Here is a 24,929-nt window from a genome sequence, read left to right as displayed (position 1 = left end):
ATAAGGTGAAAAGAAAAACCGGTTTCTTGTTTGATGAACGCTGTTTCTGGCACAGCACCGGCCTGCATGCCACCACGCTGCCGGTCGGCGGCTGGGTGCAACCGCCCTCAGGGGCGGGCCATGCCGAATCGCCGGAAACCAAACGGCGGATGAAAAACCTGATGGACGTGTCCGGCCTGTCGCGACAGCTCCAGCTGCTAAGTACCGACATGGCGACGGAAGAAGACCTGTTACGCATTCATCCGACCGACTATCTGCAACGTTTCAAACAGCTAAGTGATAACGGCGGCGGCATGCTGGGTGAGGAAGCACCTTTGGGCCCGGGCAGCTACGAGATAGCCAAACTGTCCGCCGGGCTGGCCTGCGCGGCGGTCGAAGCGGTGCTGCAGGGCCACCTGGATAACGCCTATGCGTTGTCGCGCCCACCGGGCCACCATTGCCTGCCGGATCAATCGATGGGGTTCTGCTTTCTGGCCAATATCCCGATCGCCATCGAGCGTGCCAGGGCCAAATACGGTTTGGGCAAAGTGGCGGTGCTCGATTGGGACGTGCATCACGGTAATGGTACGCAGCATATCTATTGGCAACGTGACGACGTACTGACGATGTCGCTGCATCAGGACGGCTGCTTCCCAGCGGGCTACTCCGGTGAACAGGACCGCGGTGCCGGGGCGGGAGAAGGCTTTAACATCAATATTCCGCTGCTGGCGGGCGCCGGTGACGACGGCTATCTGTATGCCATGCGACAGATAGTGATCCCGGCACTCGAGCGCTTCAAACCCGAGCTGATCATTGTTGCCTGCGGCTACGATGCCAATGCCCTCGACCCGCTGGCGCGCATGCAGTTGCACAGCGACAGTTTCCGCAGCATGACGGCCCTGGTGCAGGACGCCGCCGACCGCCTCTGCGATGGAAAGCTGGTGATGGTGCATGAGGGCGGTTATGCCGAGTCCTACGTGCCCTTCTGCGGGCTGGCGGTGATGGAGCAGCTTAGCGGTATTCGCACCGAGGTCGAAGATCCGCTGTTGGCATTCATCCGCCAACAGCAGCCGCGAGACGCCTTCAATCTGTTCCAACGCCAGGCTATCGATGCGCTGGCACAGCACTTCATTCGCTAAATATCCTGGGGCACCGCACGCAGTGCCCCTACCCATTCTCCGCTTTGCCGCTACGCTGAATATGACCTTTCCGATGAGAAAATACGATGTCTGAACAGAAGATCAGCTTTATCAAAGGTGGGCATGGCGATATTGCCGTGCATGACTGGGGCCATGACCGACCGCGTTTTCTGGCGCTGCTGGTGCACGGTTACGGCGAGCATCTCGGCCGTTATCAGTACGTCGCGCGTACGCTGGAAGCGCAGGGTGCGCGGGTGTTCGGCCCCGATCATCTCGGCCATGGGCTTTCGCAGGGCGAACGCGTATTGATTGAAGATTATGACGCCGTGGTCGACGACGTTCGACGCGTAACGGAGCATTTTCAGCGGCTGCATCCTGGCGTCCCCCTGGTGGTTATCGGCCATTCCATGGGCGGGATGATTGCCACCCGCTACGTTCAACGTTATGGCGATGACGTGCGTGCGCTGGTGCTTTCCGGCCCCTTGATTGGCGAAAGAACCCTGATTTCGGATTTGCTTACTCTGCCAGAGATCCCGGACACGCCGCTCGATACTGCCACCCTGTCGCGTGATCCGTCGGTGGGGGAAGCCTATCAGGCCGACCCGCTGGTGTGGCACGGGCCGTTCAAACGCCCGACGCTGCGGGCGATGCAGCAGATCCTGGCAAAAATCAACGCCGGCCCGGGCTTCGGCACGCTGCCTACGCTGTGGATACATGGCGATGACGACAGGCTGGTGTTAATGGCGGAATCGCAAACCGCGATCGATCTGCTCAAGGGCAGCGATTTCGAAGCGATGGTCAATCCAGGCGGGCGACACGAGAGTTTTAACGAAACCAACAAGGATCAGATATTAAGGCGGATCACCGACTTTATCGAACGGGTGCTGGGATAGCTGAATGCCCCCCTCCCGGCGGAGAGGGGCCAGTTCACGATCAGCCTTCGACGATCGCCAGGTAATGTTTTACAAAACGATCCGAGGTGATCTCCCAGCGTACCGGGGTGCCTTTTTCGACAAACCACGAATCCCCGGCCTGATACTGCACGGATTTACCGGTCTTTTCGTCGGTCAGCGTCGCGCTACCCTCCCACACCGTGGCGTGTTCGGAGAACGGATACTCCATTACAAAGGTGCCGCGCGTGCAGCTGAAAATACCGCAGTTCAGGTTATCGGTCGGCTCACCGAAAAGGCTCGCCACCCCGACGTTTGGCTCACCGTCGATCACCGTGGCGCCCAGGTTGCTGACGCTGCCAATGTCCAACAGTTCAGGCAGCGGTTGCTTAAGCAGTAATGGTTTCATGTTTCTCTCCTGTGATAAAAATTAGCGACGGCCTTTCCAGTAGCCGGACGTCTGGTGCCAAACCTTGCCGGCGGTGGTCATTACCCGTCGCAGCTTGTCTTTACCGAAGATATTGACGTGCGGAATCGAACTCATCAGATCGTAACGATCCGATCCTTCGCTCATGCCCTCTGCCAACACTTTGCAAACGATATGACTCGGCGTTACGCCAAAGCCGGAATAGCCCTGCACATAAAACACGTTGTCATGCTGCGGCAAGGTGCCGATCTGCGGGAACAGGTTGGCGCTGCAACACAGCGGCCCGCCCCAGGCCAGGTCGATCTTCACGTCATGCAGGTACGGGAACACTTTCAGCATCAGGTTGCGGTTCCAGGCCTTAAGATCCGACGGAATGTATTCGATCAAGCGGGTGGCGCTGCCAAACAGCAGCCGGTTTTCATTGGTCACCCGGTAATAATCGATCACCGGGCGGATATCGCTGTAGGCACCGCGGATCGGGCTGATTTGGCGGATCAGTTCTTCAGGCAAGGGTTCGGTCGCCAGTTGGAACGCGTAGGTATTGATGGTTTTGTTGTAGATGAACGGCTCCATGCCGTTGAGGAAACCGTTGCACGCCCACAGCATCTTGTTGGCACGTACTGAGCCCATGGCGGTGCGCACTTTGATGCGCGAACCGTATTCCACGCCCAGCACGCTGCTGTTTTCGAAGATTTTTACGCCGTAGCCGCTGAGCGCCTTCGCCTCGCCCAACAGCAGGTTGAGCGAATGCACGTGGCCGCCGCCCATGTGTTTCAATGCGCAGGTATAGGCATCTGACCCCACGACCTGTTTCACCTCTGCGCCGGTGTAGAGTTCAATCTCTTCATCCGGCGATACCGCCTTGAATTCCTTCAGCCAGCTGCGCAGGGTTTTCTCCTGGCGTGCATTGCTGCCGAGGTAGCCATAGCCAAAACAGAAATCGGCATCAATCGCGTACTTCTTGATGCGCTCACGAATAATCCCGGCGCCGAGGTTGCTGATTTTGAAGATGGTTTCCAGCCCGGAGGGGCCGACGTGGCGTTTGATTTTTTCCAGATCGTGACCGATACCGGCCATCACCTGCCCGCCATTGCGGCCGGTGCCGCCGTAGCCCAGGTAGCGCCCTTCGAGTATGGCGATATTGGTGATGCCGCGCTCAGCCAACTCCAGGGCGGTATTGATGCCGGAGAAACCACCGCCGATGATCACCACGTCAACGTCCAGATCTTCTTCCAGCGTCGGAAAGCGCAGATCGTATTTTTTGGTTGCCGCGTAGTAGGTTAACGATTCGATATTATTGTTCACTGTCGCACTCCCGAAGACCCTATGCCATAACATCGGATTATCAGGAGGTGGGCGCGACGTCGCCATGTCCCTTTAGGGACATTCGCAACAAATAATTAACACTCAGGCGCTGCGGCGCAGCGGGGTGGCCAACAGCAGATTGAACAGTTCGGCCTGCGAACCGATCGCCAGCTTGCTGTAGATGTTCTTGCGGTGGTTTTTCACCGTTCCCAGGCTGATGAACAGCCGATCGGCGATTTGCTGCGAGCCGCAGCCGTCCAGGATCAGATCCACTATTTCGCGCTCGCGCGGCGTCAACAGATAACGTGCCTGCACCGCATGATCCGTCACCCTTTCTGGCTCTGCCGAGGCGACGACCACTTCGCCATGCAGCCGCGCGACGCTCTTGAGCAGCGTCAGCGCATCACGCAACTCAGCCAACTGCGGATAGCGCACCCCCACCGACTGGCGCGCCGAGCCGAAAAACACCCCCAACCCGCGTTCCGGCGTCAGGGGCAGCAGCACCCCGGCTTCATCATGCCAGCCGGTTTTGCGGTAAAAGTTACGGTAATAATCAGTATGGTAGAAGCCGCAGGGAGCCAACTGGCGCAGGGTCAGCACCTCGCCGCCGCCGCCATCATTCAGCGCCTGGTAAAACGGATCCTGCAGGTAAGCGCCCTGTTGATAGAGTTGATTGACCGCGTCACTGTTTTCTCGCTCGGTTTTGATCAGGCAACGTGGCGCCTGGCCGCGTTCAAACGCGTAAACAATGGCGCTATCAAAGGCGAAGAACCCTTCCAGCCAGGCCAACAGGTTGGGATAGAAACCTTGGGTTGCGACTGCGTCTATCACTGCGGATAACCGTTCCACCTGAATATTCATCTTCGCCCCGCCATCATTAATAAATTAACAATCACTTTATTCCGGCTACGCCGTGGCCTGTTTGTTATAGAAAACACTCAATAGCGCCAAATGCAACAGCAGAATCGTTTACATGTTAAACAAATCACACCTTCGCCAGATTATTGCGGCGTGGCCTAACGAGGCTGGATTAATATATTAACGGAATCCCTTTCAGGCAGCGAAAAGCAGTGGTTCAGCCGCAGAGGCTGGCTTATGCTGTGGTTTTCGCGTGCCAAGGAGAGAACATGACTACCAGCCTGACCATTGCCAACCGCCAGACCTGGTTCGGCCACGGCAGCATCAGCCAACTGATCCCGCTACTGACCGCCGAGCCACAGCCGACGCTGCTGTTTAGCTGCCGATCATTCCTCAATGGCGCGGTGTATTCCTCACTGGCAGACGGATTGACGCCACTGCTGCTCGGCACCGAAATCGTCAGTCACGAGGCTTCACCGCAAGAGATAGACGCCTGGGTCGCGCGCTGGCGCGGCAAGGTAAGACGCGTGGTAGCCATTGGCGGCGGTAGCGTGCTGGATGCTGCCAAGGCCTTTGCCGCGCTGGTCGAGCACCCGTTGCCCACCCTGCGCTATATGGAAAAGATCGGCGACACAAAAATCAGCGGTGCAACCCTGCCGCTCATTGCCATCCCGACCACCGCCGGTACCGGCAGTGAAGTCACGCAAAATGCGGTGATCACCGACACCCAGGTGAGCAAGGTGAAAGCCTCGCTGCGCCATAACAACTTTGTGCCACACACCGCCATCCTGGATCCGCAGCTGCTGCAAGGGTCACCGGACAAGGTGCTGGCCTACTGCGCCATCGACGCCTTTACCCACCTGTTCGAGGCCTATCTGTCCAAAACCGCCAATACCATGACGCGCGAGATGTCGCTGACCGGCATTCGCCACTTCCTGCAGGCTTGGCCTGCGCTCAACCGCAGCGCCGAGGCTCACGAGGCGATTATGCAAGCCTCTTACCTTGGCGGCCTGACGCTGAGCGCCGCTGGGCTGGGAGTGATCCACGGCATCGCCGGCGAGATTGGCGCCCTGCGCGATTATCACCACGGCCAGGTCTGTGGTCGCCTGCTGCTGCCGTTCCTCGAACTGCTGGCGAAAAGCGAACAACCGCAGCAGCGGGCGCTGATGGCTGAGCTTGCCGCCCGCCTGTTCCCCGAGCAGCATGACAGCCCGGAACGCTACCTGATCGACTTTATTACCCGCAATGCCATCGCCAGTTTCTGGCAGGATGACCTGCCGATTTCCGCCGACGAACTGGCGGTGACGCTGGCAAAATCCAACAGCAAGAACTCGCTGATCGACTACAGCGCGCCGCAGCGGCAGCAGATGATCGAAGGCGCATTCCGCATCGAATGATTATATAATCAGATCAAAGTAATAGCGGGAGATTGGACATGGGCATCATCAGCTGGATTTTCACCGGCATCGCGATTGGCATCCTGGTCGGCTTGCTGATCAAGATTTTTGGCAAGAAGAAAGATCAGTAAACATTAAGCTGTTCCATGAGCCGCCAGCAGGCATTCGTGGAACAGCTTGACCACCCGCTGCGGGCTGGGCGAACGCCGCAGCACGCTGGAATATTCGCAGTGATAACGGAACAGCGTCGGTTTGATGGCGCGCATCATATTTTGCGCGACAAAAAACGCCGCATAGTGGTCGGGAAGAAAGCCGACGTACTTACCGGAAAGAATTAGGGTCGCGATCGACTCCTGGGCAAACCCCGTTGCCTTGCGATGTAAATGCTGCTGCAGGCTCAGTTCCATATTCGGCGAATGGTAGCCTAATCCGGCAAAGGCATAATTGTGCAACAGATCCCAATTCAGTATTTCATGGTTAGCGGAAAATAATTCATGTTGCGCGCCACAATATAAGAACATCCTCTCATGAAATAACGAACTATAAGATAAACTTTCCGCACTGCGGTGCATGGGAATAATGCCAATTTGAAATTGGCCGTCAATGACGCCGCGTTCAATGGTATTTATCGGTTCCACATACATTTGCAAAGAGACATCCGGCGCCTGCTCGCTGAATAAGGCAATCGCCCGGCCGATATGCGCCTGAGGATTACTGACGGTATGGTCGAATATCGCCACGTGCAGCTGCCCACCCAGGCGTTGATGCACATCATCCACCCCACGGCGAAAGGCCTCGGTCGCCGCCAACAGATTCACGGTTTCCTGATAAATCAGCAGCCCTTCGTCAGTAACCGCAAACCCCTCGCGCCCGCGGTGGCACAGCGTCAGGCCCAGTCGCTGTTCCAAATCCTTGATATGCTTGCTGATGGTCGACAGGCTGATATTCAGCTCCAGCTCGGCGGCGCTCATGCCGCCACAGTCGACCACCGCCTTAAATACCCGCAGCAACCGCAGATCCATATCCGATAACTGGCCCAACAATGCGCGCTTTTTTACTTGCATAAAACCTTAAGTAAGTTTCGACATATGATTATTCACATTAGTGAAGAAGCAGAACATAGTCAATTTCACTCAACAATTCATTAACACGTTTATTTATACCCTCTAGCTTTTATAGTTGCGGCCAGGCGTCCAGCTCACTCAGCCCAGGTACTTACTCAAGTAAGTACCTGGGCTGAGCTGGTGCAGATAACAACGCTGCAATTTAAAAGATGACGGGCATAGTTAATTAACCGTACCTATTCTCCCCCTCGGAGGGAAAAATGGCTGATTTAAATCAACGTGAAAATAAAGCCGACCGTGAATGGTTAGAAGCACATTGGATGCCCTTTACCGGCAACCGTAATTTTAAAGCCAACCCGAGAATGATAAGCCACGCGCAAGGCGTTTATTATACCAGCCAGGACGGTCGCAAGATTTTTGACGGGTTATCCGGGTTGTGGTGCTGCGGATTGGGCCATGGCCGCCAGGAAATTGCCGATGCCGCTCACCGGCAACTTTCCCGATTGGATTATTCCCCGGCGTTTCAGTTCGGCCATGCCTTATCTTTCGAACTGGCGAACAAAATCAAGGCCATGACCCCGGCCGGGCTGGACTATGTGTTTTTCACCGGTTCCGGCTCCGAAGCGGCAGACACTTCGTTAAAAATGGCGCGTGCCTATTGGCGAGCCAAGGGCCAGGCGGGCAAAACCTGTTTTATCGGTCGCGAGAAGGGCTACCACGGCGTTAACTTTGGCGGCATCGCGGTGGGCGGCATTGCCGGCAATCGTAAAGCCTTTGGCGCCAGCGCCGAAGCGGACCACCTGCCCCATACCCAACTGGCGGGAAATGCCTTTTCGCGCGGCATGCCCGAGCAAGGCGCCGAGCTTGCGGAAGAACTCAACCGCATCATCACACTGCGTGACGCTTCGACCATCGCCGCGGTGATAGTCGAACCCTTCTCCGGCTCGGCCGGGGTGATCGTACCGCCGGTCGGTTATCTGCAACGCATCCGCGAGATCTGCACTCAACACAATATTCTGCTGATTTTTGACGAAGTGATCACCGCCTTCGGCCGCTGCGGCGCATTGACCGGCGCCGAGGCATTCGGCGTCACGCCGGACATCATGAATATTGCCAAACAGGTCACCAACGGCGCACAGCCGATGGGGACCGTGGTAGTTCGCCCCGAGATTTACCAGGCCTTCATGGCCACCGATGAACCGGAATATTTGCTCGAATTCCCGCACGGCTACACCTACTCCGCCCATCCGGTCAGCTGTGCGGTGGGGCTGGCGACGCTGGATATCATTGAACGCGAACAAATGATCGAACGGGTGCAGGCGCTGGCCCCCTATTTCGAACGTGCAGTGCACGGCTTACAGGGCAGCAACCACGTCAGCGACATTCGCAACTTCGGTCTGGCGGCGGGTATCACGCTGGCGGCCCGACCGGGCGAAGCGGCACGCAGGCCGTATGAAGTGGCGATGCGCTGCTGGGAAAGCGGGTTTTATGTCCGCTATGGCGGCGACACCCTGCAGTTGGCACCGCCGTTTATCAGCAGCGAAGCGCAGATCGACTCGCTGATCAACGCCCTCGGCGACGCTATCAACGCAACCGAATAATAAAGGAGCGCAAGCCATGCCAATTGCACATTGGATCAACGGCCAGTCCGCCACCGGCGGAACCCGCAGCCAACCGGTTTACGATCCGGCTACCGGGCTGTCGCATCAGGGGGTGTTACTGGCCGACCGCGCCACGGTAGAAAGCGCCATCGACGCCGCCGAGCAAGCCTACCCAGCCTGGCGCGATACGCCACCGCTAAAGCGGGCCAGGGTGATGATGCGTCTAAAAACGCTGCTGGAACAGCATGCCGATGCCATCTGCCGGTTGATCACCGCCGAACATGGCAAAGTGCTCAGCGATGCCATGGGCGAACTGCAGCGCGGCATCGAGAATATTGAGTACGCCAGCTATGCGCCGGAATTGCTGAAAGGCGAACACAGCAAGGATGCCGGGCCGGGCATCGACAGCTGGAGCGAGTTTCAACCGCTGGGAGTGGTGGCAGGCATCACGCCGTTTAACTTCCCGGTGATGGTACCGCTGTGGATGTGGCCAATGGCGGTGGTGTGCGGCAACACATTTGTGTTGAAACCTTCCGAACGCGTCCCTTCCTCCACGCTGTATATCGCTCAACTGGCGTCCGAAGCCGGGCTGCCGCCGGGAGTGCTGAACCTGGTCAACGGCGACCGCGAGGCGGTGGACACCCTGCTGCACGATCCCCGGGTCAAAGCCGTCAGCTTTGTCGGCTCTACGCCGGTAGCGGAGCACATCTATCACACCGGTTGTAGCCAGAACAAACGGGTGCAGGCGCTGGGCGGCGCGAAGAACCATGCTGTGGTGCTGCCGGATGCCGACATCGCCGGCAGCGTCAGTGCGCTGATGGGTGCGGCGTTCGGCTCCTGCGGACAACGCTGCATGGCCATCCCGCTGGTGGTGGCGGTGGGAGACGGCACGGCCGACGCGTTGGTTGCCGGGTTACAGCGGCAAATGGCGGCCATGCGGGTCGGTGCCGGTAACGATAACCGCAACGACATGGGGCCGCTGGTCACCCAACAGCATTATGAAAAAGTGAAAGGCTATATCAATCAGGGTGTTGAGGAGGGAGCTACCCTGGTGGTCGACGGTCGCGAGCTGGCGGTGCGGGACGACAGCGGGCAAATCAGCCAGGGTTATTTCCTTGGCCCAACGCTGTTTGACCACGTGCGACCGGGCATGCGGATTTATCAGGAGGAGATCTTCGGCCCGGTGCTGGGCGTGGTTCGGGTCGGATCGCTGAAAGAGGCGATGGCGATGATAGACGCCCACGAGTACGGCAACGGAACCTGCCTGTTCACCCGCGACGGCGAGGCGGCGCGTTATTTTTCCAGTCATATTCAGGTCGGTATGGTGGGGATCAACGTTGCGCTGCCGGTTCCGGTGGCTTATCACTCGTTCGGCGGCTGGAAACGCTCGCTGTTTGGCGACCTGCACGCCTACGGCCCGGATGCCGTCAGGTTCTACACCAAGCGCAAAACCATTACCCAGCGCTGGCCTTCTTCCCATGATGCCCAGCATGCCACCTTCAACTTCCCGTCCGGGCAAGGGTAATTTCATAATAATCATAATGATTTTTTAGAGGCGAAGAAATTCGCCTCGTTTTCCACGCGCTCCATTTAATCAGGCCCGGGCAGCGGCATGCCATCGCAAGGCTCTACCGCACGATCGCCGCCCGCAAAATAACCCACTAACGCGTTAATGGAGTTTTGAATGACTGAGCCCACACCAGAACACAAATTCAAAGGTAATCTCAGCGTCCTCGACGTGGTGATGATTACCGCCTCCGGCGTCACGCCCGCCAGCTCAATTTTCGTTATTGCTCCGCTGGCGATCGCCAGCGCCGGTAGCGGTGCCTTTATCTCATTTCTGATCGCTGCCTTTATCGCCGCCACTATTGCCCTGTGCTACGCCGAACTCGGTGCGGCGCATCCCAGCGCCGGGGGCGAATACAGCATTATCAAACGCCTGTTCGGCACCCTGTGCGGGCTGCAAACTTACCTGTTTATTCTCAGTGCCGCGCTGTTTGTACCGGCGGTGCTGGCCACCGGTGCCGTGCCTTATTTGAACACCGCGCTGGGGACTCAGTTCGACGCCTCTACCGCCGGGATGATCACCATCTTGATCGGCGGAGCCTGCGCCATTTTCAACATCAAGGCCAATGCGCTGCTGACCGGCACCTTTTTGGTGGTTGAAATCGCGGTGCTGGGGCTAATCGCCTGGTTGGGCTTTAGCACCCCGCACCAAAGTGCGGACATCCTCGTCGCGCCGGTGATGCTAAACCCCGAAGGTGTGTTGGCACCGGTTTCCGTACCGCTGATCGTCGCTATGGTCGGCGTCGCGCTGTTTTCCTATAACGGCTACGGTGCCGCGGTGTATATGGCGGAGGACATGCGCGAGCAGGGCAAACCCATGGCCACCGCCATCATGCTGACGTTGGCGATCGTGGTACTGGTCGAGCTGCTGCCCTTCACCGCTTTGCTGATTGGCGCGCCGTCCCTGGCGGAAATGGCCAAACAGGCCGATCCGGTCGGCTACGTGGTCAGCCAACTGGGTGGGCCGACGCTGGCGCGGGTGGTCAGCGGCGCGATTTACCTGTCGGTGTTCAACGCCATTATCGCCATCGTGGCGCAGTTTAGCCGCATGATGTTCTCCAGCGGGCGTGACGGTTTTTGGCTGCCGCAGGTGAACCGGGCGCTGAAAATCATCCATCCGCGTTTCGGCACGCCGTGGATTGCCACTCTGCTGTTCGGTATTCCCTCGGCGCTGTTGGCCTTTTGCTCCAACCTCGGCGATCTGACCTCATTTACCGTGATCCTGCTGCTGCTGGTGTACATCATCATGGCCGTCGCCGCGCTGATCAGTCGCCGCCGCGTACGTTTCCACCACCCGTATCTGATGCCGCTGTGGCCGCTGCCGGTGGCGATCGCGCTGATCGGCTGCCTGTATGTGTTATGGACAATTTTGATCGCCAGCAGCCTGAAAGACTTTATTATCATTGCCGGTATCCTCTGCTTTGGCCTGCTGCTGAGCTATATGCGCACCCGGCAGGCTATCCCGCACGTTGAACCCTCAATTGAAGGAGAATAACCATGTCGCAGCGCGCTCAGGATTTGGGCATTAAAATCGGCCACGGCGTTGCCGGCCCGCTGAACGCCATCACCGACGTGCCCGGCGTTCGCGTCGGCCACGCCAGCATCCACGCCGATTTGCCCGACGGGCGCAGCGTGCGTACCGGCGTCACGGTGATCGAACCGCGTGCCGGCCAGGCCCGGCAATCCCCCTGCTTTGCCGGCGTACATGTGCTTAACGGCAATGGCGACGCCACCGGGCTGGAGTGGATCCGCGAAGCCGGCCTGCTCACCAGCCCAATCGCCTTCACCAACACCCACAGCGTCGGCGTGGTACGTGACAGCCTGATCGCGCTGGAACGTGAAGCGCTGCCGGCCGACGACGCGGTGTACTGGAATATGCCGGTGGTAATGGAAACCTTCGATGGCCTGCTCAACGACATCAACGGTTTTCACGTCAAGCCTGAACATGTGCGGCAAGCACTGCAGGCGGCACACGAAGGATTACCCCAGGAAGGTGCCGTCGGTGGCGGCAGCGGCATGATCTGCCATGAGTTCAAGGGCGGCATCGGCACCGCTTCGCGCCGCCTGCCTGCCGATCGCGGTGGCTGGACGGTCGGTGCCATCGTGCAAGCCAACCACGGCAAACGCGCGTCGCTGCTGGTGGGCGGTTATCCGGTGGGCCGTCATTTGGCACATATTCACTCGCCGTTTACACCGCAGCTGCCGCACCCGGGAATGGGGTCGATCGTCGTCACCCTGGCCACCGACGCCCCGCTGTTGCCGCACCAATGCGCCCGTCTGGCACAACGCGCCAGCATCGGCATTGCCCGCACCGGCGGCGGTACCGAAGACTCGAGCGGCGACATTTTTATCGCCTTCGCCACCGGCAATGACGGCCTCCCCCCTGCCGACTACGCCAACAAAGGTGCCTTTACCACCCCGCTGCGCATGGTGAACAACGATTACATCTCCGAGCTGTTTGCCGCAGCGGCAGAAGCGGTGGAAGAGGCGATTATCAATGCCCTGCTGGCCGCCAATACCGTTTCCGGTAATGGCCATCGGGCGGAGGGACTGAGCGCCGAACAGTTGCTGACGGCACTGGAAAAAAGCGGCTGGCGGAAATAATTTCAATGTCTGCTCTGGTTATGAGGACAGACTAAAAAATGCTACTCTGGGCGGCGTCCATTTTTTGATTCTCAAGGAATTAATGATGAGCCGCCTCTCGCTCAAATCCATATTAAATAGGATCCCCCCGGGGAAACGACGCATCCAATTTGTGGTAAGCGTTTTACTGGTCTTCTTCGCGCTATTTCTCTACAACAAAAATTATATTATTTATGCCATAACCCTGTGCTTGCTTATGGCGATGCCGACCTTATTGTTGCTTAGAACCGTTGCTCTGTTTCCCACAATCAAAAAAAAGCTAATCAGACGCTATTGGCGTTTAGTGATCAACACCCGGCAATTTTATAAGCTATCGCTTGCGACAGAGTTCCTGCTTTATGTCGCCACATTTCTCATTACCTTGCAAATTCCCTACGCTTTCCTGATTAACGCTCAAAGCCTGCTGATGTTACAGATCAGCATTGGGATCTATGCGTTCGCAGCCCTGTTAGATTTAAAATCCAGGTGTGAATGGGTGATAAGAAAAACCTGGGCAAGATTGGCAGGAAAAGTCCTGCTAGCCGGTATAGGAACGTTGGCCTTTTACATTTCAACTGCCATGTCAAAGAGTTGGCTAACAGAACTCACCCACACTAACGCGCGTTTTTTCCCGGAAATGACCACGATAGTCGCGACCCTGTATACACCCATCGCTTACTTGAGCATCATCCTACTATGCGTTATCACAATGGCCGTATTGGAATGGTTAGCCATTCTCATTCCAATGTTCGTCACCATGCCGCTGCAAATATTTGCACCGAACTTTATTAAACGCACGGCGCAGCGTCTTATTACCGGGAAGAAACATCTCTCACCCGATGCGAACAAAGAGTTAGAAGTGAAAAAGCTCATCATGCTGCCGCGCATAGCGGCGCCTCTCATACTGGCTTCTTTAATGGTCATAGGCATGCAAAGTACTTATGACATCAGCTCACCAACCCTCAGTCTTATCGCAAAAAAATTCCTTGTTGAGCTTCATTATCACCCCAACTACCAATGTAATAATCTTCCCCCTGAAGCGACAGTCGCTGAATTGGAAAAAGGGGTGGTCTCCGTTGCTTATTTTGGCGATAACACCCTTTCCTTTAAAGAGCAGAAATGTGAAACGTCATCCAACGATAAATAATAACCACCACGCTATTTCACACTATTGAGATTCGCCGCCCGGTTTGGGCGTCGGGTAGTCGTAATCCAGTTTCAGCGGTTCGGCGTAAAGGCTGTCCCACAGTTGGCTGTACAGCTTGTCCAGCCGCTGGCTCATGTTCACGTCGTGCAGCACAATCTCCAGATTACGAGAATTGTCCAGATAGCCGCCGGTCCAGTTGCTGGTGCCTACCCAGGCGATCTCGCCGTCGATGGTCATGATTTTACTGTGGATCACCCGGGCAAACGGGATAAACCCGCTGCTTGCCGGCGGTATGGTGACCACTTTCACCTGTACATTCGGCACCAGCGCCAGGCTTTTCAGCCAGGCGATATCCGGCTTTTTGGTATTCCAGTTAGCGACCATCAGCTCAATCTGCACACCGCGCGCGGCAGCGCTGCGCAGGGCGTTATCGATCACCGCATAGTAAGGCCGGGTGCGGTCCGGGCCAAAAGACAACGGCGCGTAGTCCATCACCTGTACCCGCACTCGCTGCCTGGCCGAAGCCAACAGGCGCGGCAGCTCAAGCTGCGAATCAATCACGCCCGCCGGGTTGTAGGCACGCGGGCTGGCGACCAGGTAATTGCTCTGCAGCGGTTCTACCGTGGGTTGGGACGTCAGCTGGGGCACCGGTTTTTCCGCCGCCAGCAACGCCTGCGCCTGCCAGTCCTGTTCGAAGATCGCCTGGATCTGCCGCACCACACTGGCATCGCTGATGCGCAGCCCGGTTTCATGGATGTGCGCCAGCGCGCGCCAGTCAAAGTTCTGACTGCCGACAAACGCCTGTTCACCGTCCACCAGCAGGTATTTGGCATGCAGAATGCCGCCGCTCAGCCGCTGGTAAGGGATGATACGCAGCTCCAGATTCGGGATCGCCTTAAGCTGTTCCAGCGTTTCGGGAGTAGAAATGCGGATGCCCTTCTCCTCCATCAGGAAACGAATTTTTACCCCACGTTCCCCCGCCGCTTTAAGATGCTGCAGCACGCCATCCAGCAGCGAACCCTGTTGGTTCGCCACGTAGAACTGGCCCAGATCGATGCGGGTTTTCGCCGCATCAAACATCTGCTGCCACACTTCGGCAGTGTTGCGCAGGTCATCCGCCTGCAACGCGGTTTCTACCGGTGCGGTATACACCAGCTCGTAGCCGGGAATTTCAAAGCGCGCCGCCGCATTCTGGCTCAACATCAACAGGCAACCACCCCATAACGCAGTGTAAAGGCGGCCTAATGGCCACCGTGAATGACGGCCATTAGGCATAGCGCGGCACCTCGCTGTCAACCCGTTGCTCGCGGCTGCCGTTTTCCGGGCGGCTGCCCGGCGCACCGGCGCGGATCAGCAGCACCTTCAACAGTTCGTTAATGCGCTCCATACGGCTTTGCAGATAGTTGTTCCCCACCAGGCACAGCAGCGCGATGGCGATACCCAGTCCGGTAGCGTACAGCGCGGTGCCCATCCCGGCAGAAACCAGGCTCGGCTCGGACACTCCCGAGGCAGCCAGTGCCTTAAAGGTTTCGATAATCCCCATCACCGTGCCCAGCAGCCCCAACAGCGGTGCCGCGGTAACGATAGTTTCCAGCAACCACAGGCCCCGCGCCATCAGCGGCTTGCTCAACAAATACTGAGCGTCGATCAAATCACCGATCGCCTCGCGGTCACCGGCACGGTGTTTTTGCTCCAGCACCGGTGAAATCACCGCCAGCGGCAGGCTGTTGCGCTGGGTCAACTCATCCGGCAGATCGGCCGTGCGGTGCACATCCAACGTCAGCGCCTGCTCCAGTCGACGCGCCTGGCGTTGGGTATAGGCGAAATACAACGCACGTTCGATAATGATCACCAGTGCAATCGCCAGCGCGGCGTACATCACGTAGAAAATAATGTCGTGTAACAGATTGGCATTCATCGTTCAGTCCTCTTACCCGTCGTCTTTCAAGCCGCAGCGTTGTTACCTGCACTCGCTCACCCCAGTTACTTAAGTAAGCGCCTGGGGATGAGCGAGTTGGCCGCCTGGCTGCAACTTGAAAGCCATAGGGTATAAATAGTTAAAAGGTGGCTTCCAGCGATACGCTGAAGGTACGTTCTTCCCCGACGTTGTAGTAAGGCGTGCTGGCCCTTACGCCGTTATAAGGTGCGGCGTTGAAGGTGGTGGAGCGCACCGAAGTCAGGTACTCCTTGTCAAACAGGTTGCTGATGCCGAAGCGGAGCGCCGCGCTCTTGACGATCTTCTTGTCCACCGGCAAATGCACCCCCGCCGCCAGATCGAATACCGTCCGGCCGCCAATCTTCTCGTCATTGGTCAGGTCGCCGTAGAACGAACTGACGTACTTGCCGCTCACGCTGCTGTAATACAAACCGTCGTCATAACCCAGGGTCACGTTAAGCAGGTTTTTCGGCACGTTCGGCACTTCTTTACCGCTGGTCGGCAGCGGCAGGCCGCCGTTGCTGACAATGTCGCTCTTCTGCTTGGACTCGGTATAGGTGTACGAGGTGTAGTAGTTGAAGTTATGCGGCAGTTGGCCGCTCCACTCCAGTTCCAGCCCTTTGTTCTCTACGTTGCCGATGTTCATCATCTCGTAGTCACCGTCCGGATTGGTGGTAGAGATTTGACGGTCGCTGTAGCGCAAGTAGAACAGCGAGGCGCTCAGCAGCATATCTTCACGCTCGAAACGCCAGCCCAGCTCATGGTTCCAGCTCAGTTCAGGCTTGGTGCTAAGCGAATCGCCGACGTTGTACAACACGTAGTTTGGCGGGGTGCGCATGTTGCGTGTCAGGTTATAGAACACCTGGTTTTCCGGGTTCAGCTTGTAGCTGGCGCTGAAGTTCGGCAGAAATTCATGGTATTTGGCATCACGCTTTTCCGGCACGTTATACAGGCTGCCCTTGTTATCGCCTTTTCGTTCAACGTACTGATAGGCCAGCCCACCGACGAAGGTCCAGTCCGGCGTCGCGAACCAGGTGTCCTGCAGCCACACTTTTTGCGCCGGGGTAATGGTGTACTGGTTACGCCCCTGCACGGTTTTGCCGTTGGCGTCCTTCACCTGATCGGAACCGCCCGGTTTACCCGAGAGCTGCTGCGGGTTGCCGTCGTCCTTGATGCCGATAAACGGCTGGGTCTGCGACTGACGCGCACGTTCAAACCAGTAGCCGATATCCAGGCTGTGCTGATCGTTGATGTCCCACTTCAGCTTGGTGGTGATACCCGGCCGCCAGGTCTGGGTCCAGGAAGGACGGTAATAGGTGTTGGACTGCAAGTTGCTGAGGTCATACTGACCGGCCCGATCCGAGGTACTGGACAGTACCGACGCGCTCTGGCCGCTGAAGCTGCCGCCGTTCCCCCAGTAGTAATAGGGTTGCAGGGTTAACGCCAGGTTGTCGCGCAGCTGCAGCTTCTGGGTGAACGTCAGGTTGAAATTCTCGAACGGATTACGGTTGAGCTTGTAATAGCGAGTCAGCTGGCCCCGGTTATTGTAGGACGGCGTGGTGTCATAATCGCCACGGGGGTCTTCCGCGAACTGAGCCTTGCTGCGGGTGTTGTAGTTGACGTTATTTTGCTGGTTGTACTTCATGATCAGGTTGCTGCTGTTGCCGTTACCGTCCTCATACAACGAGTTCATCTCGAACTTGTTGGAGTACAAGCGCCCTTCCCCGCGCCACTTTTTGGCCTCGGTGTGCGAATAGGAAATCCAGTTGCTGAAGCCGTTGTACTCACCGGTCTCCAGACGGGCAAAGGTTTTGCTCAGGTTGTTGCTGCCCAGCGTCTGTTTGACGAAGCCGCCGAAGTCTTTAGACGGACGCCGCGTCACCAGGCCAATATTGCCGCCGCTGGAGCCGATGTGCGGGCCGTCGGCTTCCGAGGATCCCTGGGTGACGAACACTTCCCCCAGGTTCTCTGAATCACCCAGCAGGTTCGGGTAAACCGCATAGTTGCCGGAATCGTTGATCGGGATCCCGTCCATCGACAGGCCGATTTGATCGGAGCTCATACCGCGCATGGTGTAATCAACGCCGCTCAGACCGCTGGCATCGTCGCTGTTGACGTTCAGGCCCGGCGTGTATTTCAGCTTGTCGATGGCGTTGGCCGCCGCTGGCATTTTATCCATCGCCTCTTTGGTGATGGTGGAACGCGACTTGGCGCTGTCCTCCTGCACCATCATGCCGCCGCCCAGCGACTGCCCCTTAACGTTGATGGTGCCGACGTCGGTCGAGTCCGCCGCCAGCACGGCACCCGGTAACATCGCCGACATCACTGCCAGATAAATCCCAGATCGATTGAAAGATTTCATTGTTTCCATCCCATAAAAATCAAACTGTTATGCCAGGCATCAAGGCGCCTGATAATTGAACGTGGCTGAAAATCTTTTGGTTGTTTGCCCGTTGAAAGCCTCAGTTGGGAACGGCTTCACCTGGCTGATACTTTGCAAACTGCTCAGCGCCGCACGGTTGAGCAGCATGCTGGAGGCCTTATTGGTGATGCCGGAAGAGATCACCCGACCGCTGCGATCTACCTCCAGCCACACCTCGACGTTGCCCTGCGGCCGTTCAAGCGAAGCCTGCCGCCCGCTGGGATAGCGCTTGCGCTGCTCCAGCTCATGGCGCAATGCCTGCAGATAACCGTTTTCGATTGCCTGCGCATTCACCTTCGGTGCCGCTGGAGCCGGCGGAACGGGCTGTGCGGCGGGCTTGCTGACCAAGGTTCTCGGCGCTGCCGGCACCGCGGCGGGCCTGGCCTTTTCCACCGGCTTGGCTTTCTCTTTCACCGGCTTGGGTTTGGGTTTCGGCTGTGGCTTGGGCACCGGTTTGGCCTCGACAATCGGTTCAGGTGCAGGCACCACAGGTTCAGGAAGGGGCTCAGGTTCCGGCGGCGGTGGCTCGGGTTGCGGCGGGGTTTCCACCGGCGCCTCCGGTTCCGGCTGTGGCTGAGGTTCCGGCTCGACCAATGCCAGCTCCATGGCGGTTTCGTCATAGCGCGGCTGAATTTTCAGCGCCGCCTGTTGGCTGGCGAACAGCACGCAGCCCGCGACGATCAGCGCCGGCAACCAGCTGAAAAGGTGACGTGAGCGATAGAGCAGATACATGTCACAGCTTCCGTGTGGCGATGGAGACGGAGAAGAAACCGCCCTGGCGCAGGTTATCCATCACCGCGACCAGGCGCTCTACCGCAACGCCTTTGTCGCTATTAACGATAATGGTGGTGGTCTGGTTTTCCTGCTGCTGCTGCTTCAGCGTGCTGACCAGCGCGCTCAGCGCTATCGGCTGGCCGTCGAGCTGCAGTTGTTCCTCAGCGCCCAGGGTAATGATCGCCTTCTTCTGCGGCTTCAATTGCTGAGCGCTGCCGGCGGACGGCAACTGAGTCTTCAGCCCAAGGGCCGGGATCACGTTCAGGCTAATCAACACAAAAAACACCAGCAAAAACATCATCACGTCGATCATCGGGATCAGTTCGATGTGCGCTTTGTTCTTTTTCGGCTCGTTCCAGTTACGCATGGCACTCCCTCCCAAAAGCAAAGCAGCCAATATAGAGAGCCTATGTTTATCTTTTGTTACGTTTGTGTGATCTTATTTTCACAACACAGAGGTTTTGAGAGTTTTTTCTCAGGCAATCACTGGTCGGAGGGGATATATAACCAATTAATTAACGATGATTTTTTGAGGAATAATTATCAGGAAGGACTTATAGCGGTGATGCATAGGCAGATAAGCTGTGATTATTCTGACACTCTACAGCAAGATCTTCAGGCCGTATTTTTGCACCAGAGAAAGAAGTTTCAGCGACGGGCCTCCCGACAGTTTCCTGTCGCAATTTGGCCCACCTACAGCTTCGCGATGCCCGTTTAAGGCAACGAGAAAATCTGTTTTTTGCTAACAGTACCGGACCTTTAAAGCGGCAGCGGTAACGAAAAGCAAAGAACTGCGGAGGCCTGCGCAAAACGGTGTTATTTAGCCATAAAAAAAGGCGCCCTAAGGCGCCTTTTCTACAGCGACTGAATCAATCAGTTCACTTTAACCGGCATACCGGAACGGGCTTTGATTGCTGCGTCCACTTCGCTCTGGTTAACCGCCGGGTCCATCATCACTTTGCCCACTGGCGCAGAGATGGTCAACGGCACCGGATCTTTGGACTTCAGCTGTTCTTCGTTAGCAGAGAGTGGGTTGTGCACTTCAATGTAACGAGAACCGTCCGGCTCAACGCTGGCTTTGATCGGCTCGTTGATGAACTGCACGCGAGTGCCGACCGGAACGTTTTCGAACAGGAACTTGATGTCGTCAGCACGCAGACGCACACAACCGTGGCTCACGCGCAGACCGATACCGAAGTTGGCATTGGTACCGTGGATCGCATACAGACGACCGACGTACAGCGCGTACAGCCCCATAGGGTTGTCCGGACCGGCCGGGAATACTGCAGGCAGGATCTCGCCGTCCGCGGCGTATTCCGCACGCATCTTGGCAGTTGGCGTCCAGGTTGGGCCGTCTTTCTTGCGCTGCACGGTGGTAGTCCAGTTCAGCGGCGTATCTTTGCCCAACTGGCCGATACCGATTGGCAACACGATCACGGTGTTGGTGCCTTTCGGGTAGTAGTACAGACGCATCTCGGCGCTGTTGATGATGATGCCTTCACGTGGCGCATCCGGCAGGATCAACTGCTGTGGGATGGTCAGAGTGCTGCCCGCTTTCGGCAGGAAAGGATCCACACCCGGGTTGGCTTCCAGCATATTGCTCAGGCCCATCTGGTATTGAGCGGCAAAGCTCTCCAGCGGCAGCTTGCTGTCTTCCGGTACGGTGATCTGGATGTTCTCACCCACCAGACGGCTGTCTTTGGCAGGCAACGGATATACAACGGCGAAGGCAGCCTGGCTGAAAGCCACCAGTGCCGTAAACAGGGTTAGTAACGCGCGAATGCTCATTTTCATCTTCGTGTTGGTAGTGGCCACTGGCAGTTATCAATATAGGTTATGCGGCCATAAATGACCGGATGCGCATTATATGTGCACATCGGCCTAAGTGTGAAACATTACCAGCGCAATATCGAACTTTTTTGTAACCTGGTGCAGCACGAAGAGGTTTTTCTGTGAAAACTGCCGTTAAAGCACAGCGGCCGGCGGTGACGTTCGGCGAATCGGGATCAGATATTCACAGCGGATCGCCGTACCGCGTGCATTACAAACCTCTCCCTGTGCCGGGTAAAAACGCTCGATATCCTGTCCGGGACGGCGCACAGCTTTCATCATGGGCATCGCGGAGTCGTACAGGCGATCGACGAAGTTTGGCAACTCTTCGACCTGCCCCTGATAGGTAAAGCTGGCGTAATCGCCCTGCTCGATCAGGATCTGCTCCCCTTCGGCCTGTTCATCTGCCAGCGCCAGTGTATAGGCCATGCGTTGACCATCAAGCTGTCGGTTGTCCGCTTCCAGACTGGTGAGGCCGTAGACTACCGCCGGTGGCGCGACTTCGGGTTGCAGCACCTGGTTCCAGACGTACTGGCGCAGCTCATTTTTCGAATGCTGCATTTGCCCCAGAGTGCAGCTGCGACGCTGGGTACGCCCCACCAGCTGCATGGCCGGCAGAGTGACAATACTCCCCTGAGGCAATGGGCCTTCTGCCATCCGCAGCGGCGGCTGCATGCCGTGGCTGGACCAATCCGCGCTGCGGCGATAGCCGGCCGGCGGCAAACCGAACTGTTTTTTGAAGCAACGGGTGAAGGTCTGCTGGGAATCGAACTGGTACTTATCGGCAATGCAGGCCACGCCGGTATGGGTGAGCCGCAGCTCACGCGCGGCGGCGGTCAAACGTCTGCGCCGGGCGTAAGTGCCCAGAATATGGCCGGTCAACTGCTTGAACAGCCGCTGCAAATGCCATTTGGAATAGCCGGATTTGGCGGCAATATCGTCCAGCGTCAGCGGCTGGTCGAGGTTTGCTTCAATCCAGGCCAGCAGTTGCGCAATTACCTGTTGCTGATACATGGCGCTTCCTTTTAATTATTGTTCCCGCTGCTCGAGCAGGCGTTGTGCCAGCTCATGGGCCTGTTGCTCACTGGCCACCACCATCACCGGATAACCCCAGAAACGGCTGGCGAAATCGACAAACTCTTCCGCCGCCTTTCGGCGCATGTCGTCCGGCTCGATCAGCACCATACCTTTAACCCATTTCGCTAACGCCTCACGGTGATCGCGTTTCCACAGAGCGACCTGGGTACGCTCGTCGCGATCCTGCTCGCCGCTTTCGTCCATACGACGATCGCAAAGCAGCACAAACGGCTGTTCACGCTGCAGTAAGGTGCTGAATTCGGCAAATTCGGCGAGGGTATCTTTCGGTTCGCCGGCGGCTTGCTGACGCATCCAGACCAGTGGGAAGGTTGCAGAATCTAATGACATGAGATTTCTCCTAAGAGTTCGGAAACGTGCGCTTACTTTATCGGCGGAAGCACTAGACCACATTGCACAATCAGGACATAATGTTTTTCATTTGCGCCAAATTGAGAATTATTCTCATGCCTTTTGTCACTCAACCGCTTTTCGATATCGATCGGGTGCCCCGGGCGGTTTTTGCCGTGCAGGGTTCCACCGTTAACAAGGATTGGGAAGTCGCCCATCACCGGCACCAAAAAGCGCAGCTGATTTATACGATGCGCGGCATGATCCGGTGCGAAGTGGAAAACGGCCTGTGGCTGGTTCCGCCGCAGTGTGCGCTTTGGATGCCCAGCAACGTGCTGCACAACGCTCAGGGTACCGGGGCCACCGAATGTTACGCGCTGTTTGTCGATCAGGCTGCCATCGCCGGGTTGCCGACCAGCTGCTGTACGTTGGCCGTTTCGCCGTTGCTGCGCGAACTGCTGCTGCAGGCCAGCGGGTTTGATCCGCTGTATGACGAGCAAGGCGCTGAAGGGCGGCTGATTGGCGTACTCTTGGATCAATTGGCCGCCGCGCCGATTGAGAACCTGCACTTGCCGGTCTCCAATGACGCACGCATTCGCCAACTGACCGAGCGCCTGCTGGCCGATCCGGCGGACAAAGCCACCCTCAGCCAATGGGCTCAGCGCATCGGCATGAGCGAACGCACCCTCAACCGCACCCTGCAGCAGCAAATGGGCATGAGCTTTGGCCACTGGCGACGGCAACTGCACGTGATGCTGGCGCTGCAACGCCTGACCAAGGGGGAGACCGTACAGCGGGTGGCGCTGGATTTGGGCTATGAGAGCGCCAGTGGCTTCGTCACCATGTTTCGCAAAGCCGTCGGCAAACCGCCGGCACGCTATCTGGCGGAGAAAACCGCGGCGGATCGGGCGCAGGGCGGTTGGATCACCCTGTGAAATAACCCGACAAAAAGGCCGGCAACGAGGCCGGCCTGGAAAGTTTGTCAGGAGTGATCAGAAGTCGTAGAACACCGTCACCCAGGTGGAGTCCGGTTCGTTGTCGCTGCTGTTGGCCAGCGTCCGTTCCACATACACCGACAGGCCGTAGCCGATGGTGGTACCCGCCCCAAGGTAAACGTGATTGGCGTGGTACTCCTCGTCGCCCTTCAATTGCAGCGAGTCCGCGGCCACATAAGGCTGGATCGATTTCAGGAAAGGCTTGTCGATATTAAAGGTATAACCGACAAAGCCTTCTACCCCGTAACCGCTCCCGGCGAAATAATGCGACAAGGTACGTTCACGGGTGCTCGGCACATAGTCTTTGTAATAGCTGGCGGTCCCAACGATATACCAGTTATTCGGTTGCCAGGTCAGCGCGGTGCCGGACAACTGCTGGTGATACTCTTTCTCGTTATATTGATTGTCTTTGATTTTTGCGTCGGTGTAGCTGTAGGCCGCGCTGAAGGTTAATTCCTTCGTCGCCTTATAATCAAACCCCAACCCGCCGCCGCCTTTACGGCGATAGATGAGATTATCCGCCGTGTGCAAATCGTCTTCCGGTAATAAATAGTTGGCGTATAAGGTAACCGGCCCAAAATCATTGGTGTATTTCAGGCTGTTCTTCGGTTTATTACCGCCGTCGTAGTCGCCGGAAATACCAATGCCGGTGCCGCCCGCATGACCATCGTTATCCCAGACGTCGCTTTTAATGCCGACAACCGAATAATAAATGCCGTATTGGTGGCCAAAGGTTAAGGTGCCGTAGCGGTCATCTTTGAAGCCGCCGTACAGCTGGCGCTGATAGTCGCGTTTACCGTCTTCGTTGTAGTGGCCGTCCCAGCTCAGCGCGTGTGCCAGATCGACGCCCCACTCGTAGTAGCCGATAACCGAGGTATCCTGCGTCAGCGCATAGTCGCCGCTGAAGCGAAAGCGCGTGCCGCCATCATGACCATTTTTATAATATCCCGGCTCCGGGCCATTATTAAATATCCACTCGGGGCGAATACTGCCGCCAACTTTCAAACTCAGCGGTGCCAGCAACACATTGCTTTGCGGGTTTTTATCCAGAATGGTGATTTCTGCCTGGGCGCCGGCGGATAACGCCGACAGCACAACGCCGCCAATGAATATTGGCGTTTTTATATATCTCATTATTACCCCTGCCCGAAAAATTATTGTTATAAATACGGTGGTCTTGAGCCACGCATAAACAATTACCCGATGTGTGCAAATGACGCAAGTTATAAAAATTCATGTCATAACCTGAGATTATCCACCACAGGATGACTTTTTCACCACAAAAGTATTCAACTGTAATTCAATGCAAGACAATGTAATTAACCGCTCACATAACGTACAAAGTCGGAGTTTTTAACCCAAAGAAACCTCCGTTATTATCGGGTTTTTATTATAAGAGATAACAAATAAATATTATTACAGCGACCAAACAATAACGCAGCTAAATTAATTATTTGTTATCGGCCCGCAGGGAAAACCAGGAAACCCACGCAGCGACACGGCGACGATCACCCTCCACCCACTCTTCACATTGTGATTTTCACCCCAGCCT

Annotated in this window: 22 protein-coding genes; 9 read left to right on the top strand and 13 right to left on the bottom strand. The window is 56.8% G+C overall.

Features of this window, described 5'->3' with window-relative positions:
* The first annotated feature begins 5 nt into the window (after positions 1-5).
* Complete coding sequence (locus tag M495_RS02410) at positions 6-1,118, top strand: class II histone deacetylase (RefSeq protein WP_020825073.1); 1,113 nt, start codon at positions 6-8, stop codon at positions 1,116-1,118.
* A gap of 86 nt (positions 1,119-1,204) precedes the next feature.
* The gene (locus tag M495_RS02405; protein ID WP_020825072.1) at positions 1,205-2,011 is read left to right on the top strand and encodes an alpha/beta hydrolase; all 807 of its coding nucleotides are present in this window, start codon (positions 1,205-1,207) and stop codon (positions 2,009-2,011) included.
* 40 nt (positions 2,012-2,051) lie between these two features.
* Here M495_RS02405 and M495_RS02400 read toward each other — a convergent pair whose 3' ends face one another.
* The 3 genes from M495_RS02400 to M495_RS02390 form a co-directional block, all read right to left on the bottom strand.
* Positions 2,052-2,417: a cupin domain-containing protein gene (locus M495_RS02400; protein WP_020825071.1), complete on the bottom strand. Its 366-nt coding sequence runs from the start codon at positions 2,415-2,417 to the stop codon at positions 2,052-2,054.
* Positions 2,418-2,438: 21 nt separating this feature from the next.
* Complete coding sequence (locus M495_RS02395) at positions 2,439-3,740, bottom strand: NAD(P)/FAD-dependent oxidoreductase (RefSeq protein WP_020825070.1); 1,302 nt, start codon at positions 3,738-3,740, stop codon at positions 2,439-2,441.
* Between the two features lie 102 nt (positions 3,741-3,842).
* The gene (locus M495_RS02390) at positions 3,843-4,601 is read right to left on the bottom strand and encodes a response regulator transcription factor (RefSeq protein WP_020825069.1); all 759 of its coding nucleotides are present in this window, start codon (positions 4,599-4,601) and stop codon (positions 3,843-3,845) included.
* A 266-nt stretch (positions 4,602-4,867) separates the two neighbouring features.
* On the opposite strand from M495_RS02390, the gene M495_RS02385 reads away from it, so the two are divergent.
* Positions 4,868-5,995, top strand: coding sequence for an iron-containing alcohol dehydrogenase (locus M495_RS02385; RefSeq protein ID WP_020825068.1), 1,128 nt, complete (start codon positions 4,868-4,870; stop codon positions 5,993-5,995).
* A gap of 134 nt (positions 5,996-6,129) precedes the next feature.
* On the opposite strand, the gene M495_RS02380 is transcribed toward M495_RS02385, so the two are convergent.
* On the bottom strand, positions 6,130-7,059 hold the full coding sequence (locus M495_RS02380) for a LysR family transcriptional regulator (RefSeq protein ID WP_020825066.1): 930 nt from the start codon (positions 7,057-7,059) through the stop codon (positions 6,130-6,132).
* A 260-nt stretch (positions 7,060-7,319) separates the two neighbouring features.
* Here M495_RS02380 and M495_RS02375 point away from each other — a divergent pair, with 260 nt between their 5' ends.
* The 5 genes from M495_RS02375 (at position 7,320) to M495_RS02355 (ending at position 13,995) form a co-directional block, all read left to right on the top strand.
* Entirely contained in the window at positions 7,320-8,660 is a 1,341-nt protein-coding gene (locus M495_RS02375; RefSeq protein ID WP_020825065.1) for an aspartate aminotransferase family protein, read from the top strand.
* Positions 8,661-8,676: 16 nt separating this feature from the next.
* On the top strand, positions 8,677-10,185 hold the full coding sequence (locus tag M495_RS02370) for a CoA-acylating methylmalonate-semialdehyde dehydrogenase (protein WP_020825064.1): 1,509 nt from the start codon (positions 8,677-8,679) through the stop codon (positions 10,183-10,185).
* A 159-nt stretch (positions 10,186-10,344) separates the two neighbouring features.
* Positions 10,345-11,721: an APC family permease gene (locus M495_RS02365; protein WP_020825063.1), complete on the top strand. Its 1,377-nt coding sequence runs from the start codon at positions 10,345-10,347 to the stop codon at positions 11,719-11,721.
* Between the two features lie 2 nt (positions 11,722-11,723).
* On the top strand, positions 11,724-12,830 hold the full coding sequence (locus tag M495_RS02360) for a DmpA family aminopeptidase (RefSeq protein ID WP_020825062.1): 1,107 nt from the start codon (positions 11,724-11,726) through the stop codon (positions 12,828-12,830).
* 82 nt (positions 12,831-12,912) lie between these two features.
* The gene (locus M495_RS02355) at positions 12,913-13,995 is read left to right on the top strand and encodes a hypothetical protein (protein ID WP_129942209.1); all 1,083 of its coding nucleotides are present in this window, start codon (positions 12,913-12,915) and stop codon (positions 13,993-13,995) included.
* Positions 13,996-14,016: 21 nt separating this feature from the next.
* Here M495_RS02355 and M495_RS02350 read toward each other — a convergent pair whose 3' ends face one another.
* The 8 genes from M495_RS02350 to M495_RS02310 all read right to left on the bottom strand — a co-directional run bounded on the left by M495_RS02350 (position 14,017) and on the right by M495_RS02310 (position 22,382).
* On the bottom strand, positions 14,017-15,270 hold the full coding sequence (locus tag M495_RS02350) for a phospholipase D-like domain-containing protein (protein WP_041414168.1): 1,254 nt from the start codon (positions 15,268-15,270) through the stop codon (positions 14,017-14,019).
* Entirely contained in the window at positions 15,263-15,913 is a 651-nt protein-coding gene (locus M495_RS02345; protein ID WP_020825059.1) for a MotA/TolQ/ExbB proton channel family protein, read from the bottom strand. The genes M495_RS02350 and M495_RS02345 overlap by 8 nt, the downstream gene beginning before the upstream one ends.
* 139 nt (positions 15,914-16,052) lie before the next feature.
* Positions 16,053-18,293: a TonB-dependent receptor family protein gene (locus tag M495_RS02340; protein WP_020825058.1), complete on the bottom strand. Its 2,241-nt coding sequence runs from the start codon at positions 18,291-18,293 to the stop codon at positions 16,053-16,055.
* Positions 18,294-18,332: 39 nt separating this feature from the next.
* Positions 18,333-19,085, bottom strand: a complete 753-nt coding sequence (locus M495_RS02335) for an energy transducer TonB family protein (RefSeq protein WP_020825057.1) — start codon at positions 19,083-19,085, stop codon at positions 18,333-18,335.
* A 1-nt stretch (position 19,086) separates the two neighbouring features.
* Complete coding sequence (locus M495_RS02330) at positions 19,087-19,494, bottom strand: ExbD/TolR family protein (RefSeq protein ID WP_020825056.1); 408 nt, start codon at positions 19,492-19,494, stop codon at positions 19,087-19,089.
* 506 nt (positions 19,495-20,000) lie between these two features.
* Complete coding sequence (locus M495_RS02320; protein WP_041414166.1) at positions 20,001-20,921, bottom strand: L,D-transpeptidase family protein; 921 nt, start codon at positions 20,919-20,921, stop codon at positions 20,001-20,003.
* A 171-nt stretch (positions 20,922-21,092) separates the two neighbouring features.
* Positions 21,093-21,971: a helix-turn-helix domain-containing protein gene (locus M495_RS02315; protein ID WP_020825053.1), complete on the bottom strand. Its 879-nt coding sequence runs from the start codon at positions 21,969-21,971 to the stop codon at positions 21,093-21,095.
* A gap of 15 nt (positions 21,972-21,986) precedes the next feature.
* Positions 21,987-22,382: a hypothetical protein gene (locus M495_RS02310; protein WP_020825052.1), complete on the bottom strand. Its 396-nt coding sequence runs from the start codon at positions 22,380-22,382 to the stop codon at positions 21,987-21,989.
* A 116-nt stretch (positions 22,383-22,498) separates the two neighbouring features.
* Between M495_RS02310 and M495_RS02305 the strand changes: the two genes are divergently transcribed.
* Complete coding sequence (locus tag M495_RS02305; protein ID WP_020825051.1) at positions 22,499-23,317, top strand: AraC family transcriptional regulator; 819 nt, start codon at positions 22,499-22,501, stop codon at positions 23,315-23,317.
* Positions 23,318-23,374: 57 nt separating this feature from the next.
* Here the strand turns inward: M495_RS02305 and M495_RS02300 are convergent, their stop codons facing one another.
* Complete coding sequence (locus tag M495_RS02300; protein ID WP_020825050.1) at positions 23,375-24,511, bottom strand: porin; 1,137 nt, start codon at positions 24,509-24,511, stop codon at positions 23,375-23,377.
* Positions 24,512-24,929: the final 418 nt, after the last annotated feature.

It is taken from the genome of Serratia liquefaciens ATCC 27592 (genome assembly GCF_000422085.1).
Classification (GTDB): Bacteria; Pseudomonadota; Gammaproteobacteria; order Enterobacterales; family Enterobacteriaceae; genus Serratia; species Serratia liquefaciens.
This window is presented reverse-complemented; position numbering and strand designations above follow the sequence as displayed.